The following is a 15,379-nucleotide window of genomic DNA, read 5'->3' on the forward strand; positions in this document are numbered from 1 at the left end:
CCCTGATGCCAACCGGGAATGCCTGATGTCGCTTCGCCTTGCTACTTTCAATGTCGAGAACCTGCTCACCCGTTTCGACTTTACAGGCTATCGCAACCAGCTTCGACAGGATCGCGTMATCAAGCTCTTCGAGGTMAATAACGAGGGCACCTATCAGCAGCTGGAGCAGGCGCGGGTGATCGCGTCGACCGACGATACGCGGCAGATGACGGCGCTCGCCATCGCCGATGCGGATGCCGATATTCTCTGCCTGCAGGAAATCGACAATATGGCTGCACTTCAGGCCTTCGAATATGGCTATCTCTATCGCATGGTCGGCAATGGCTACCGGCAGAAATACCTCGTCGAGGGCAATGACAGCCGCGGCATCGATGTCGCCGTACTGATGCGCGAGGAAACGCGCGACGGGCAGAAGATCGAGCTCAAGGATATCAAGAGCCATGCGATGGTGACCTATCGCGATTTCGACCTCTTCGATGAAGAGATCGGCAAGACCAACCGGCTCGACGACAAGGTCTTCAAGCGCGATTGCCTGGAACTGGACTTGAGGATCGGCGGGGTGCCGATGACGCTTTATGTCGTTCATTTCAAGTCGATGGGCAGCCCGCGCGACGGGCTGGACGGGCGGCAATCGACCCTGCCGATCCGCCGGGCCGAGGCGCGTGCCGTTCGCCGAATCATCGAAAACCGGTTCGGAGCTGCGCATACGGCAAGCAAGAACTTCGTTATCTGCGGCGACATGAACGACTACCAGGAGCGCGTCGACGTCATCGGCCGGCGCACCATCGGTTATCGCTTCGAGCATCAGGACGAGGTCGAAAGCGCGCTCGATGTGTTCAGTCAGGATGGCTTTGCGGAAAATGTCGTGCGTCGCCGCGAGCCGCTTGATCGCTGGACGCTCTATCATTCGCGCGGGCCGGAGGAGCAGTGGCTCTGCCAGCTCGATTATCTCTGGCTATCGCCCGCCCTTGCCGCCGCCAACGCCAAGCGCATCCCTGAAATCATCCGCCACGGACAGCCCTACCGTACCATCTTCCCGCCCGGGCAGGAGGTGGAGCGCTACCCGCGCACCGGCTGGGACAGGCCGAAGGCATCCGACCATTGCCCCGTCGTCATGACACTGGATCTCTTATGACACCAAACTTTTCAGAAGATCTTTCAGCCTTTCCGCCGGAACAGACGGTGTTTCCGATCGCAGGCTCGAATCTGCGCGTACTCGATGGCGATCACCCGCTGCTCGTTGAGAACAGACCGGCGATCCGCGAGAACTGGGAGCGGGAAATCGCCGCCAATCCGGCGCTCTTCGATGGTCGCATGGTATTGCAGCACCGGCTGAAGCTCTCCCGAGAGGGGATTGCGAGCGAGGCCTATTCCGTTCCGTTCTCGACCTTCATGTGGTGGCGTAGGCAGCCGGAGCGGAAGGGCGCCATTCATCTCTTCGCCTATCCGGTGCTGGAATCAGCCGACGGTGCGCTGGTCGCGATTCGCATGGGCGCGCATACGGCCAATGCCGGCCAGGTCTATTTCGCCGCCGGCTCACTGGAGCCCGAGGATATCGTTGACGGGCGCTGCGATATCGACAGCAACATGGCCCGTGAGGTGATGGAGGAGACAGGTCTCGACCTCTCCGATGCCGTTGCAGGTGACGGGCTCCACGCCAGCCACATCAGGCGCTCGGTCTCGATTTTCAAGCTTTTCCGCTTCGATATGACGGCCGACGAGATGGTCGATTTCATTAGCCGTCATATGCTGGTTGCCGAGGACAAGGAAATCGCAGGCGCTGTTGCGATCCGCTCCGCCGATCCCAAGGCTCAGCCTTACAATGCCGCCATGCTGCCGATCATCGACTGGTATTTCACAGGCAAGCGGGCCTGAAGCTTGCGCTCGGGCGTCCCGTCGGGCAGGTTGGCGGCTCGATGACCGATTCAGGGAGGCCGATGTGGCGTTAAGCTACAGTGTCTATGACGTGTTCACCGACATCAAGCTTGCCGGCAATCCGCTGGCCGTGATCTTTGACGGCGAGGGACTTGAGGACACGGCGATGCAGGCGATCGCCCGCGAAACGAACCTGTCCGAGACGGTGTTCGTGCAGCCGGCCGACAATCCCGCCTATACGGCGCGTATCCGCATCTTCACGCCTGGCCGTGAACTGCCCTTTGCCGGTCATCCGACCGTCGGTACGGCGATTGCGCTGGCGGAGAAGGCGCATGGGGCGGGAACAATCGACCTCGTTTCGGTACTGGAGGAAAATGTCGGGCCGGTGCGCTGTGCCGTCAGGCTGCGGGAAGGTGAGGCGAGCTTTGCCGAATTCGACCTGCCGCGCAAATCGCACCAGATACCACTGCCGCTCGACAAGCTCGGCATTGCCGACGCGCTATCGCTGAAGACGACCGAAATCGGCTTCGAGAATCATGTGCCGTCGATCTGGAGCGCAGGCGTTCCCTTTCTCCTGGTGCCGGTCCATGACGTCGGCGCGGCAGAGCGCCTGGAGTTCGACCCGCAGCTCTGGGAAAAGACGGTGCCCTTCGTCGATGGCGCGCTCGCCTCGGCCTATATCTACTGCCGCGGCGGCGTGAACCATGTGGCCAAGTTCCATGCTCGCATGTTTGGAAGCGGCATGGGCATTTCCGAGGACCCGGCCACCGGCTCGGCAGCCGCCGCTCTCTCGGGCGCGATCAACCATTTCGACCGGCTGACGGATGGGCATCACCCGCTCCTCATCGAGCAGGGTTTGGAAATGGGCCGCCCGTCCTTCATTCACCTGCATATGGATATCGAAGGCGGCGCTATTTCGAATGCCCGGATCGGCGGCCAGGCAGTGCGGATTGCGACCGGCACGCTCGACCTTTGATTTCATTGGATTTCCGGCACCTGACAAAAAAACTTCGCAATTAACCAAAGAATTTTCGACAGGGCGCTAGACAAGCCGGACGATCCTATTTATATGCCCCGTCACACCGCGCAGCCAAGCGCGGACGGGTGATTAGCTCAGTTGGTAGAGCAGCTGACTCTTAATCAGCGGGTCGTAGGTTCGAGCCCTACATCACCCACCACTTTCTCCTTCAAAGAGAAGAGAAGCCAGAAACAAAGCCTTTGATATCAAAGGCTTGTTGGCTTTTTCTGTTTTTCTGATTCCGGCGCCTCCGTTGGCGGGAATCAGCGAATTGCCCTTTCCAGACATTCTGCCCTTGCCCGAAGTCGTCTCCGGTATTTAACTCGCTGGAGCGAAGTCCTTGCTGCGGTATCTACCCTCGCAACCCTATCCCCGGAGGAGTGCCCAATGAGCGGTGACAAAGAGAACAATGTCGGCGCATATCGGCTGGATGAGAAGGTGCTCAATGTGCTCGGTGCCTATCACCAGCGGATCGACGAGGAGCGCGGCAATCCGCGCCAGGAGGCGCCGGGCGGACGCGACGGCGGGCAGGATCAGCGGATGCGGGCGGTCGGCCCCGAGACGGGGCGGTTTCTCAACATTCTCGTCCGGAGCCTGACGGCGCCGACCATTCTCGAGCTGGGCACGTCTTTCGGTTATTCCGGCATCTGGCTCGCCGAGGCGGCACGGGCGACCGGCGGGCGGCTGATCACCATGGAAGTGCACGGCTATAAATCTGCGCATGCGCAGGCAATGGCGGAGAGGGCAGGGCTTGGCGACCATATCGATTTCCGGGTGGGCGATGCGGTCGCGATGATCCGCGAATTGCGGGGCAAGGTCGATTTCGTGCTCGTCGATCTCTGGAAGGATCTCTATCTGCCGTGCCTCGAAGCCTTCTATCCGAGGCTCAATGCGGGTGCGATCGTCGTTGCCGACAACATGATTTATCCGGCGACAGAAGACGTGACGATCTATGCTCGGGCCATCCGCGGCAAGCCCGGGATCACGAGCGTGCTGCTGCCGGTCGGATCGGGGCTGGAGGTCAGCCGCTACGAGCCGGAGTGAGTCTCAGACGGATTTTCACCAGAGGCCGGGAAACAGCCGGTACTTCACCTTGCGGMAATAATCCTCATAACCGGGCAGGTCCCGGCGCAGATGGCGCTCCTCGTCGATGAGGCGCAGGATCAGGCCGACGAAGATCAGCGGTACGATGACGAGGCCCCACAGGGAGGCCAACGCAAGCGGAATGCCTGATGCAAGCGGCAGGACGCCGGCATACATCGGGTGGCGCACGAGGGCGTAGAGGCCTGTGGAGACGACCTTCTGGTCCTCGGAGACCTGGATGGTGGCCGACGCAAAGGTATTTTCCCTGAGAACGAAGACGACGAAGAGGAAACCTGCCGATATCAGCAGGTTGCCAAGAATGATTGCCMACACCGGGACCGCCGACCAGCCGAACCGGTAATCGAGCACCGAGACGATGATGAGGGCGATCATCACCACGCTGGTGAAGAGCTGGATGCGCTTCTGGACCGGCTCCGTTTCGGCGKCCGGGCCGGCGCGCATGCGCTTTTCCAGAAGTGCCGGGTCGCGATAGTAGAAATACACCGATGAGCCGGCCGACCAGGCGGCGAAATTGGCGATGAAGAGCCAGCCCTGCCAATAGGCGAGCGTGCCTGCCACCAGGAAGACCATGACGGCGAGGGCCACCAGGAACTTGGCGTTGGCTTCGGCGGCCCTGCGGCCGAGATCGGGTGCTGCATTCTGCATGACACCTCCTTGTACTCATGATCCGCAATCCACTTTGCGGCTTCGCCTTTAGAATATGCAAAGCAGACGCGTGATATCAAACCACCGCCGGAGGCACGGATTCCGATCATCAGGGCAAGGGTGCTCTGTCTTGTGTGCCTTCAGGCGATTGATCATGCTGCCCTGCGGGGATTGGGAGATTCGGTGGAAATGGGCAAATCCGTTGATGGTGCTGACGTGAAGACGAAGCTTTCCATCGTCGCGCCCTGCTACAACGAAGCCGAGGGGCTGAATGAGTTCTGCCGGCGGGCGCGGGCGGCAGCGGAGGCCGTAGCCGGCCAATCCTTCGAGATCATCCTCGTCGATGACGGCTCCAGCGATGATACGTGGGACGTCATATCGGGGCTTGCGGCAGACATTCCGCAGGTGCTCGGCGTCAAGCTTCTGCGCAATCACGGCCACCAGCTTGCGGCGACCTCGGGCCTTGCGGTGACGCGCGGCGAGCGCGTGCTGCTGATCGATGCCGATCTTCAGGATCCGCCGGAGCTGTTGGCGCAGATGATGGCGATCATGGATCAGGGGGCCGATGTCGTTTACGGGCAGAGGAGCGAGCGCAAGGGCGAAACGAAGTTCAAGCTTGTTACCGCTTCGGTCTTCTACCGGCTGCTGACGCGGCTGACGTCCATCTCGATCCCGCAGGACACAGGCGATTTCCGGCTGATGAAGGCGCGCATTGTCCATATCCTCCTCAATATGCCGGAGCGGCATCGCTTTATCCGCGGCATGGTGAGCTGGATCGGCGGCAGGCAGGTGGCACTGCGTTATACGCGCGATGTCCGCTATGCCGGCTCGACGAAATATCCGCTGCGCAAGATGATCCGCTTCGCGATCGATGCGATCACCAGTTTCTCGATCATTCCGCTGCGCATCAGTGCCTGGATGGGGCTTATTTCGGCCGTCTTCGCGGTGGGGCTTTTGGTCTACACGCTCGTGCAATGGTTCGAAGGCAATGTCATCACCGGTTGGTCAAGCATCATGGCTGCCATATCGGCCTTGAGCGCCATCCAACTGATCGCGCTCGGCACGCTCGGCGAATATGTCGGCCGGCTGGTGCAGGAGCATAAGCGCCGACCGATGTTCATGATCGACTGCGTGGTGCAGGGCGAGGTCACGTCCGAGCTGCCGGATGATTTTTCCGAACTCGATACTGCCAGCCGCAGATCCGAACTCGGCAAGCTTTCGCCGGCAAGTGTGACCGCGAAGCCGATTGAGACGGCTGTTGGACACTGATATCGATTGTTGCCGAACATGTTGACAAAAAATTCAGCCTTGGCGGCAATTGACCTTTCCGATCTGGCATAAGCGGCGTATGCAGGCTGAACTCCCTCCGCGCGGCTTGTCTCCTCGTTTTCCCGCCCTTTCCCGCGCATTCAGGAATTCGCATTGGCAGATCGATGACTGCAGTTCAGACGGATGAGAAGACAGATGGGGCGGCAAGCGTCCGCCAGGCCAAGATCGTAGCGCTGGTCGTTGCTGTTTCCTTCTTCATGCAGATCCTCGACGGTACGATCGTCACCACCTCGCTGCCGCAGATGGCGACGAGTTTCGGTGTGCAGCCGGTCGCCATGAGCATCGGCATCACCGTCTACATGCTGACCACGTCGGCCTTCATTCCGCTTTCCGGCTGGCTCGGCGACCGGTTTGGCGCGCGGCGCGTCTTTCTCGTGTCGATTGCCGTCTTCACCTTGGCATCGCTGTTCTGCGGCCTGTCGGGAAGCCTGACGGAGTTCGTCATCGCGCGCGCGGTGCAGGGCGTCGGCAGTGCGCTGATGACGCCGGTGGGGCGCATCATCGTGTTGAAAAATGCCCGCAAGTCCGAGCTGGTGCAGGCGATCGCGCTGATCACCTGGCCGGCGCTGACCGCACCCGTCGTCGGGCCGGTGCTCGGCAGTTTCATCACCACCTATGCAAGCTGGCACTGGAATTTCCTCATCAATATCCCGATCGGCCTCGTCGGCATTGCGCTCGTGCTGCGCTTCGTGCCGGAGCAGCGAGAAGAGCGCGTCGGGCCTCTCGACATCAAGGGCTTCTTCCTGAGCGCGGCGGGGCTGACCTCGCTGCTTGCGGCGCTCGAACTGTCGGTCAAAGGGCAGGGCKGGTTCGTGCCGCTCCTCGTGCTGCTTGCCGCCGGCATCGTCCTTTCCGTCATGGCGACGCGGCACTTTCTGCGGGCCGACAATCCGCTGCTCGATCTCTCGGCCTTCAAGGTTCAGACCTTCTCGATGACGACGCTTTCGGCGGGCACGGCCTGCCGAGTCGCGATCAATGCCACGCCCTTCCTGCTGCCACTGCTCTTCCAGCTCGGTTTCGGCCTGAGCTCGATTGCCGCCGGCACCTATCTGCTGGTCTATTTCCTCGGCAATCTCGGCATGAAGGTAGTGACGACGCCGCTCCTGCGGTTCTTCGGCTTMCGCAACGTGCTCTTCTTCAACGGCATCATCGCTGCCGCCTCAATCGTCGCCTGCGGCTTGCTGACGCCGGAAACGCCTGCGATCATCATCTCGGCGCTGCTCTTCATTGCCGGGCTTTCGCGGTCGATGGAATTTACGGCGCTCAATACGCTCTCCTTTGCCGATATCGGCCCGACGCAGAGAAGCTCGGCCTCGACGCTGTCGAGCATGTTGCAGCAGATTTCCATGCTGCTCGGCGTTGCGGTGGCGGCGGCCGTGCTCAACATTTCCTCGGGGCTTCGGGGTGCAGCGGACCCTGTTCTCGGCGATTTCCGCTGGGCGTTCTTCGTCGTCGGCATGATCGGCTTCTTGTCCTGCCTGCGCTTCCTGCAGCTTGCTGCCGATGCGGGTGCCGAGGTTTCTCACCACCGGCGCTTTCAAAAAAGCTGACTTTCCGCGGAACCATTTGCCTTCCCTTGCGTTTACGGCACTGATTTTCAGTATTCGTGTTCGCGATTTTTTAGAGGGCTTCCGGCCGCAGCCGGGAAGGGTCGACATTCTCGATGGCATTCTCCTTCGATCTGCCTGGCGTCAGGCATCACATGATACCAAAGGCTAGGTGCTGTTTACGCGCGCCTGTCCATGCAATACGACAGTCTCATGCAGAAAGACTCGGCGGCCTCACAGCCGGTATTGCTGCGGGAAAATGCCCGGAGGCAGAATGAGCGAGTCCAACGGCGATACGGGTGGAACGATCCGTATCCTCTATATCGATGACGATGAAGCGCTGGCGCTGCTGATGCAGAAGAATCTCGGCCGCCGCGGCTTTACGCTCGAATGGGCAAGCGACGGAGCTTCCGGCCTTGCGGTGCTTGCCGAAGGCGGCATCGAGGCCGTCGTTCTCGATCATTTCCTGAAGGCCGAAACCGGGCTCGATATCCTGCCGCGCATCATCGCGATGCCCAACCATCCGCCTGTGATCTATGCCACCGGCTCCGGCGATACGAGCATTGCGGTCGCAGCACTGAAGGCCGGCGCAGACGACTATGTTCTCAAGGGCATTTCGCCCGATTATTTCGATCTTCTGGCTGCCGCCCTCGAACAGGGGCTGGAGCGGGCGCGCTTCCGCCGTGACACGGCGCAGGCGCAGGAGGTGATCCGCCAGCAGCGTGACCATGCGGAAATGCTGCTTGCCGAAGTCAATCACCGCATCGCCAACAGCCTCGGCCTCGTCGGCGCGCTGATCCGCATGCAGTCCTCCATGACCAGCGACCAGGTAGCGATCGACGCTCTGCAGGAAACGCAGATGCGTATCAATGCGATCGCCAGCGTCCACCGCCGTCTCTACACCAACCGGCAGGTCGGCACGGTGCAGGTGGATGAATATCTGAGCAGCCTCCTGACCGAGCTCGAAGCCTCGATGCGAGACGAGAAACGGCCGCATCGCGTGGTGCTGACTTCCCAGCCGGTCAATCTGGCGACCGACAAGGTCATCACGCTCGGCCTCATCGTCAGTGAACTCGTCACCAACGCCTTCAAATATGCCTATCCGGATGGTGTTCCCGGCGAGATTACCGTGATCGTCGAGCATGAGAGCGATGTGCTGCGTGTGACGGTCGAGGATGCCGGCCGCGGCTTCGAGCAGGACGGCCCGCCGAAGGGGACCGGTCTCGGCACAAAGATCCTGACCGCCATGGCCTCCAGCCTGAAATCCGAACTCGTCTATGATCCGGAGCATCGCGGCACGAGAGCGATGCTGGTCTTTTCCGTAAGCTGACGTAGCTTTTGTAGTCTGGTTCGGTTTTCGTGAGCTGACGTGGTCTTTTTTGTAAGCTGACGCTTGGGGGAGCATCATGAATACGGATAGCGTCTGCACGCCGGGCGAAGTTTATGATTTTTGGTTCGTTCGCTGCAGCCGCAAGGAATGGTTCAGCTCGACTGCAGAACTGGACGAGGAAATCCGGGCGCGGTTTCGTGCCACCCACCTGTCGCTTGCCCTTGAAGTCACCGAGGAATGGCGCTCCAGCCCCGAGAGCCGGCTTGCGGCCGTGATCGTGCTCGACCAGTTTCCACGCAACATCTACCGCGCGACGCCACTTGCCTTTGCGACCGATGGGCTGGCGCTGCGCGAGGCGAAGCTTGCGCTTGCCAATGGTGCGGATCAGTCGGTGGAGGGTATCCTGCGAACCTTTTTCTACATGCCGTTCGAGCATGCAGAAGATCTCGTTGAGCAGGATCGCTCGGTGGCACTTTTCACAGCGCTCGGCGACGAGGAGTTTCGTGATTATGCGCTTCGCCACCGCGAAGTGATCGCGACATATGGCCGTTTTCCACACCGCAATGCCCTTGTCGGGCGCGAGTCGAGTGATGCCGAACTGGCCTATCTCGCGCTTCCCGGTTCCGGTTTCTGAGCTGCCACCTCGAAATTCCGCCTTTCTGTCGCCTTTCTTTCCTATAAGAAGCGGTCAATTACCTGATGAGACGAATCCACGCGGGGGCTTCTTGCGCTTGATACACTGGCTGCTTCGCACCGTTCTTCTGCTTTCGCTGGCTGTTGCCGGCCTGCATTTCGATGGAAGGGCCGCTTCTGCGCAGACCCCGCAGCCGGCGGCTGAGGCTCAGACCCAGACGACGCCGGCCCAATCGGCTCCGGTTCCGGCGGCTCCGGCAGAGGCTGCGCCGGCCGAGGCGCCGCTCGCCAGTACCGGCCTCGATCAGGCGCTGAAGGATATCGACAAGGCGAAGAACGAGCTTGCTTCGCTGCAGGACCGCGTCAAGCAGAATGTCGACGATGACGACGGTCTGGTGGAGCTTGCCGGCAAGACCGACGAGCTCGGCCGCACCGTCATCGCCACGTCCGTCAGCCTGCGGCCGCGGTTCGACCAGATCAAGAGCCGCCTTGCCGAGCTCGGCGAACCGCCGAAGGACGGGCAGCCGCCGGAAGCGCAGATCGTCACCGAAGAGCGTAACGCGCTGACGGCCGAGCGCTCGCAGATCAACGCCGTCACGGGTGACGCGGAGAATCTGTCGATCGCTATCACCAAGCTTTCCAACGTGATCACGGCGACGCGCCGCCAGCTTTTTGCCGATACACTGTTCCGGCGCACCGAGATCTCCGTCTCCGTCTTCGACGATGCGACCAGTGCCTTCGTGCAGGAAGTGAGCGAGTTTTCCCAGACGCTTTCGAGCTGGATTACCTTCGTCTGGAAGTTCAAGGCCCTGTCGCTGTTTGCGGCGATCTTCCTGTCGCTCGCGACGGCCCTGATCCTGCTCTCGGGCGGCTACCGGCTTTTCGGCCAGTATCTGCGGCGCGACGTCAATGTCGAAGAACCTTCCTATATCAGCCGTCTTGCCTTTGCCTTCTGGTCGACGCTGATCCGCACGGCGGCGCTCGATGTGCTGCTGGTGACGTCGCTGATCTTCCTCGACGGCTTTAATGTGCTGAGGAGCGACATCACGCCCGTGATCGMCGCGCTCTTCGGCTCGATCGGTCTCGTCTATTTCGTCGGCCGCTTCGTCAATGCGGTCTTCGCGCCGAATGATCCGTCCTGGCGCCTGGTGCGCCTTTCCAATCTCGGCGCGCGCTCGGTCGGCTACTGCCTGATCGCCATGGCGGTGGTCAACGCGCTCGACTATCTCTTCGGCGCCATCGGCGAGGCGATGGGCTCGCCGCTGGTTTTGACGGTCGTGCGCAGCCTGCTTGCGGCACTGATCATCGGTCTCATCCTGATTGCCGTATCCTTCGGAAAGCCGATGCTGGCGAGGAACGGCGATCCCGATGCGCCTGGCCGCCACTGGCCGCGCGGCATGGCGATCCTGTTGCGCGTCTTCGGTGCCGGGCTGATCCTTGCTGCACTTTCGGGCTATGTGGGCCTGGCACGTTTCGTCGCCACGCAGCTCATAATCACCAGCGCCATCGTGGTGACCACCTATATCGGCCTGCTGCTCGGCAAGGCGATCTCACGGCAGGACAATTTCGGCGATACGTTCCTCGGGCGTTTCCTGGAAACCCGCTTCAAGCTCGGGCCTGTTGCGATCGACCAGGTGGGTCTGGTTGTCGGCCTGCTGATCTATGCGGTCGCGCTCTTGACCGGCATTCCGCTCATCCTGCTGCTCTGGGGCTTCCACGTGCAGGATCTGCAGCTGCTTGCTTACAGGCTGTTTACGGAAGTCCGTCTCGGCGGCATCAGCATTTCGCTGCTCGGCATCTTTACCGGCATCCTGCTCTTTGCCGGCGGTTATCTCGCGACGCGCTGGGTGCAGAAGTGGCTGGACAGCAATGTCATGGCGCGCAGCCATGTCGATCTCGGCGTGCGCAATTCGGTGAAGACGGGCATCGGCTATCTCGGCGTCGGTGTGGCCKCCATCTTCGGCGTTTCGGCGGCGGGCATCGACCTTTCCAATCTCGCGCTCGTCGCCTCGGCGCTGTCCGTCGGTATCGGTTTCGGCCTGCAGAACATCGTGTCGAACTTCGTTTCCGGTCTGATCCTGCTTGTCGAACGTCCCTTCAAGGTGGGCGACCATGTCGTGTCCGGCACGGCCGAAGGTATCGTCAAGCGCATCTCGGTGCGCGCCACCGAAATAGAGACCTTCCGCAAGCAGTCGATCATCGTGCCGAATTCCGAACTCATCAACGGGCTCGTCGGCAACTGGACGCATCGCAACAAGATCGGCCGTTCGGAAATCCCGGTTTCCGTAAGCTACGAGGCCGATCCGCGAAAGGTGATGGATATCCTGCTGGAACTCGTTTCCAAGGTGCCACTGGTGATGCGCAATCCGGAGCCGCATGTCGAGTTCCTGCGCTTCGGCCCCTATTCGCTGGATTTCGAGCTGCGCTTCTTCCTCGCCGACATGGGTGACGGCATGGCGGTGCGCAACGATCTCAGGATCGAGATCCTTAGGCGCTTCAGGGCGGAAGGCATCGAGATCCCGCTGCCGCAGAGCGATCTGACCATCCACCGGCAGGCGAATGCCGAGGCGGAGAAGGCGCTTGTCCAAAAGCCTGATGAGCCCGAGGACGCCGCGGCCGAAAATGAGGCCAGGGACGACGAGACGGTGGAAGACGAGCAGCCGGTGCGCCAATTGCGCAGCAAGGCGGCCGATGGCAAGCTCAAAGGCTGAACGGGGCATTCAGCGCTCATTCACGGCTGTGGTGCTATAACCTCAGGCAATCGATCGCTGCCGGGCAGCGACGAGCGCTCGAGGGGAGGGCGTATAGCCTATGTCGCATGTCGTGACACGTTCCGCAGTCGCATTTCTTCTTCTCCTTTCCGCCGCACCTTTGGCGCAGGCGGCCTCCGTCACCAACAAGGACGAGGCGCCCGTGGTGTTGACCGTCACTGAAGGCGGCAACCGTGTGGAAGTCGTCGTCGACGCCGGCGCTTCCGAAAGGTTCTGTCCCTCCGGCTGCTTCATGACGACGCCCGATGGCGATCGTATCGGGCTTTCCGGCGACGAGACGATCGAGATCGTCAAGGGTTCGGCCGTCGTCAAGTGACGGCGGCTTGAGCCTGGTTATTGCCGATTTTTATGATTTTTTGAGCCTCACGGCTTTTGACGCTTGTCTATTTACAGGTGGTCGCGGCAAGCTTTTCGCATGTCGTAAACAGGCCTCTCACGGCTCATGCCTCGCTGCATAGTTCGCGACAATGGTTCGTCCGGGTATCGCAGGCCGGACATTCGGTTGAAGAGGGTATTATTCCATGAAATCACATGCGCGGGCAGTGGTCATCGGCGGCGGCGTGGTCGGCGTTTCGACGCTCTATCACCTTGCGAAGAAGGGATGGGGCGACAGCGTGCTCATCGAGCGCAAGGAGCTGACCTCTGGCTCGACCTGGCATGCGGCGGGCCTCCTGCCGCTCTTCAACATGAGCTATTCGGTCGGCCAGATTCACAAATATTCCGTCCGCTTCTATCAGGAACTGCAGCAGGAAACCGGCATGAATGTCGGTTTCAGCAAGGTTTCCAACATTCGTCTCGCCCGCACCAGGGATCGCTGGGACGAATTTATGTATTATGCCGGCATTGCCGAAACGATCGGCGTGAAGGTCAATATCCTGACGCCCGAGCAGGTGAAGGAGATCTGGCCGCTCTGTGAGACCGATGGACTGCTCGGCGCCATTCAGCATCCCGATGACGGCTATATCCAGCCGGCGGACCTGACGCAGGCGCTTGCCAAGGGTGCCCGCGACTACGGCGCCACGATCTACCGCAACACGACGGTCACCGCCATCGAGCAGCAGCCTGACGGGTTCTGGAAAGTGACGACGGACAAGGGCGAGATTATCGCCGAACACGTCATTTCCTGCACCGGCAACTTCGCCCGCAAGACCGGCGACATGGTCGGCATCAACATCCCGGTCATCCCGGTCGAGCACCAGTATATCGTCACCGAGCCGCATCCCGATATTCTCGCCCGCAAGGCCAAGGGCCTGCCGGAAATGGGCGTGCTGCGCGAGGCTGACAGCGCCTGGTATATGCGCGAGGAAAATGGCGGGCTGCTGCTTGGCCCCTACGAGCACGGCGCGCCTGTCTGTTATGTCGACGGTCCGTCCGATGACAGCGAATACGAGCTGTTCCAGGAAGAGCTCGACCGGCTGATGCCGCATATCGAAACGGCGATCGCCCGCGTGCCTGCCTTCGGCGAAGTCGGCATCAAGAAGGTTTATAATGGCGCGATCGCCTATACGCCCGACGGCAACCCGATCGTCGGTCCCACACCGGGGCTCAAGAATTTCTGGCTGAATGAAGGCCATTCCTTCGGCATAACCGCCGCCGGCGGCGCCGGCTGGCAGCTTGCCGAATGGATCGTCGATGGCGAGCCGACCGTCGACATGATGGGCGTCGATCCGCGCCGTTTCGGCCCTTACGCGAAGGAAGGCTACCTCATCGCCAAGAACGAGGAAGCCTATGCCAACGTCTTCACCATGCACTATCCGGATGAAGAGCGCTCCGCCGCCCGTCCGCTGAAGACGACGCCGGTCTACGACCGCCTGAAGAAGCTCGGTGCGGTCTTCGGCTCCGTCTATGGCTGGGAACGCGCCAACTGGTTTGCGCCCGAGGGCTATGACCTGCCGAAGGACCAGATCGGCGTTGGCGCCGATGTCCTGACCAACCACAATCATTCCGACCCTACCGAGGACGGCCGCGTCCTGGAGCGCTGGTCGTTCCGCCGCTCGAACTATTTCGAGCATGTCGGCAACGAAGTCCTGAACGTCAACAAGAATGTCGGCGTGCTGGACATGTCGGCCTTCGCCAAGGCACTGGTCACAGGTCCCGGTGCGCGCGCATGGCTGGAATCGATTTTTGCCAACGCGATCCCGAAGAAGCGCGGACGTATCGCGCTCTGCCACATGCTGACCAGGGAAGGCGGCGTGCGCGCCGAATTCACCGTCTATGAAAGCGCGCCTGGCACTTTCTACCTCGTCTCTGCCGGCGCCTATGAGGCGCATGACCACGACTATATGCGCAAGCTGCTGCCGACAGACGGCAGCGTGAAGTTCACGCCGATCACGCAAGGCTGGGGCGTGCTTGTTCTCGCCGGTCCAAAGTCGCGCGATGTGTTGAAGAAGCTGACCCGCGCCAGCCTCGACAACAAGGATTTCCCCTGGCTATCAGGCAAGGAGATCTCGGTCGGTGCAGCAACCGCCCATGCGCTGCGCGTCAATTTCGTCGGCGAGCTCGGCTGGGAGCTGCATCATCCGATCGAGATGCAGAACTACATTTTCGACAAGCTGATGGAAGCCGGTGCCGAATTCGGCATCAAGCCTTTCGGCATCCGCGCCATGCTGTCCATGTCGGTGGAAAAGTCCTATCGCCTGATCCCGCGCGAAATGTCGATCGAATATAATGCTTATGAATCCGGCCTCGACCGCTTCATCAAGCCGGAAAAGGAATTCCTCGGCCGTGAGGGCCTGCTTTCCTACAAGGAAAAGGGCCTGAAGTGGAACTTCGCGACGCTTGTCGTCGAGACCGGCAATGACGTCGATGCGCGCGGCTCGGAGGCAATCTACAACGAGGCGGGCGAGCTTGTCGGCCGCGCCACCAACGGCACTTTCGGCTTCCGTATCAATCGCTCGCTGGCGCTTGCCATGCTGCGGCCCGATTACGCCAAGGAAGGCACGAAGCTGAAGATCAAGATCCTCGGCACCACGTACAACGCGACCGTCGTCGGTGAGAGCCCGTTCGACACCGAGAACGCAGCACTTCGTGGCTAAGGGATATCGCGACGCGCTTTAAGTCTATGTTTAGCGCGAGATGCTTCAATTTCTTAAGCATATGGACAAGAAAAGGGCGGCCGCATCATCGG

12 protein-coding genes and 1 tRNA gene are annotated in these 15,379 nt (G+C 60.9%); 12 read left to right on the forward strand and 1 reads right to left on the reverse strand.

All coding sequences use genetic code 11. From position 1 onward, the window contains the following. Positions 1-25 precede the first annotated feature (25 nt). From AC1DNW_RS08855 to AC1DNW_RS08875, 5 genes are all read left to right on the forward strand, one after another. The gene (locus AC1DNW_RS08855) at positions 26-1,135 is read left to right on the forward strand and encodes an endonuclease/exonuclease/phosphatase family protein (protein WP_113311146.1); all 1,110 of its coding nucleotides are present in this window, start codon (positions 26-28) and stop codon (positions 1,133-1,135) included. Continuing rightward, positions 1,132-1,875, forward strand: a complete 744-nt coding sequence (locus AC1DNW_RS08860; protein ID WP_113311145.1) for an NUDIX hydrolase — start codon at positions 1,132-1,134, stop codon at positions 1,873-1,875. The genes AC1DNW_RS08855 and AC1DNW_RS08860 overlap by 4 nt, the downstream gene beginning before the upstream one ends. A 64-nt stretch (positions 1,876-1,939) precedes the next feature. Further along, positions 1,940-2,851 carry a PhzF family phenazine biosynthesis protein gene (locus AC1DNW_RS08865; protein ID WP_113296712.1) on the forward strand — a complete coding sequence of 304 codons (912 nt, stop codon included), beginning with the start codon at positions 1,940-1,942 and terminating at the stop codon, positions 2,849-2,851. A gap of 126 nt (positions 2,852-2,977) precedes the next feature. Next, a tRNA-Lys gene (locus AC1DNW_RS08870) sits at positions 2,978-3,053 on the forward strand. Between the two features lie 227 nt (positions 3,054-3,280). After that, positions 3,281-3,937, forward strand: coding sequence for a DUF1442 domain-containing protein (locus AC1DNW_RS08875; protein ID WP_113311144.1), 657 nt, complete (start codon positions 3,281-3,283; stop codon positions 3,935-3,937). 15 nt (positions 3,938-3,952) lie between these two features. On the opposite strand, the gene AC1DNW_RS08880 is transcribed toward AC1DNW_RS08875, so the two are convergent. Further along, a complete protein-coding gene (locus tag AC1DNW_RS08880) occupies positions 3,953-4,642 on the reverse strand; it encodes a methyltransferase family protein (RefSeq protein WP_477852478.1) in 690 nt (229 codons plus the stop codon). A gap of 189 nt (positions 4,643-4,831) precedes the next feature. Here AC1DNW_RS08880 and AC1DNW_RS08885 point away from each other — a divergent pair, with 189 nt between their 5' ends. The 7 genes from AC1DNW_RS08885 (at position 4,832) to AC1DNW_RS08915 (ending at position 15,287) form a co-directional block, all read left to right on the forward strand. Further along, a complete protein-coding gene (locus tag AC1DNW_RS08885; RefSeq protein WP_113311142.1) occupies positions 4,832-5,911 on the forward strand; it encodes a glycosyltransferase family 2 protein in 1,080 nt (359 codons plus the stop codon). A gap of 164 nt (positions 5,912-6,075) precedes the next feature. Beyond that, entirely contained in the window at positions 6,076-7,521 is a 1,446-nt protein-coding gene (locus AC1DNW_RS08890) for an MFS transporter (RefSeq protein ID WP_477852480.1), read from the forward strand. A 271-nt stretch (positions 7,522-7,792) separates the two neighbouring features. Next, complete coding sequence (locus AC1DNW_RS08895; protein WP_113296717.1) at positions 7,793-8,848, forward strand: histidine kinase dimerization/phosphoacceptor domain -containing protein; 1,056 nt, start codon at positions 7,793-7,795, stop codon at positions 8,846-8,848. A gap of 76 nt (positions 8,849-8,924) precedes the next feature. Further along, positions 8,925-9,482 (forward strand): DUF924 family protein, encoded by a 558-nt coding sequence (locus AC1DNW_RS08900; RefSeq protein ID WP_113296718.1) that lies wholly within the window; start codon positions 8,925-8,927, stop codon positions 9,480-9,482. A gap of 91 nt (positions 9,483-9,573) precedes the next feature. Beyond that, positions 9,574-12,192, forward strand: a complete 2,619-nt coding sequence (locus tag AC1DNW_RS08905) for a mechanosensitive ion channel domain-containing protein (RefSeq protein WP_477852481.1) — start codon at positions 9,574-9,576, stop codon at positions 12,190-12,192. Between the two features lie 100 nt (positions 12,193-12,292). After that, positions 12,293-12,568 (forward strand): hypothetical protein, encoded by a 276-nt coding sequence (locus AC1DNW_RS08910; protein WP_113296720.1) that lies wholly within the window; start codon positions 12,293-12,295, stop codon positions 12,566-12,568. 205 nt (positions 12,569-12,773) lie between these two features. Further along, positions 12,774-15,287 (forward strand): GcvT family protein, encoded by a 2,514-nt coding sequence (locus tag AC1DNW_RS08915; protein WP_113311139.1) that lies wholly within the window; start codon positions 12,774-12,776, stop codon positions 15,285-15,287. Positions 15,288-15,379: the final 92 nt, after the last annotated feature.

The sequence above is a fragment of the Rhizobium sp. 05L429 genome, assembly GCF_056397645.1.

What these genes read in the sequence shown, in the direction of transcription:
- AC1DNW_RS08860 (WP_113311145.1), top strand. Translation starts at nt 1,132, where the DNA reads ATGACACCAAACTTTTCAGAAGATCTTTCAGCCTTTCCGCCGGAACAG.
- AC1DNW_RS08875 (WP_113311144.1), top strand. Translation starts at nt 3,281, where the DNA reads ATGAGCGGTGACAAAGAGAACAATGTCGGCGCATATCGGCTGGATGAG.
- AC1DNW_RS08885 (WP_113311142.1), top strand. Translation starts at nt 4,832, where the DNA reads ATGGGCAAATCCGTTGATGGTGCTGACGTGAAGACGAAGCTTTCCATC.
- AC1DNW_RS08895 (WP_113296717.1), top strand. Translation starts at nt 7,793, where the DNA reads ATGAGCGAGTCCAACGGCGATACGGGTGGAACGATCCGTATCCTCTAT.
- AC1DNW_RS08900 (WP_113296718.1), top strand. Translation starts at nt 8,925, where the DNA reads ATGAATACGGATAGCGTCTGCACGCCGGGCGAAGTTTATGATTTTTGG.
- AC1DNW_RS08910 (WP_113296720.1), top strand. Translation starts at nt 12,293, where the DNA reads ATGTCGCATGTCGTGACACGTTCCGCAGTCGCATTTCTTCTTCTCCTT.
- AC1DNW_RS08915 (WP_113311139.1), top strand. Translation starts at nt 12,774, where the DNA reads ATGAAATCACATGCGCGGGCAGTGGTCATCGGCGGCGGCGTGGTCGGC.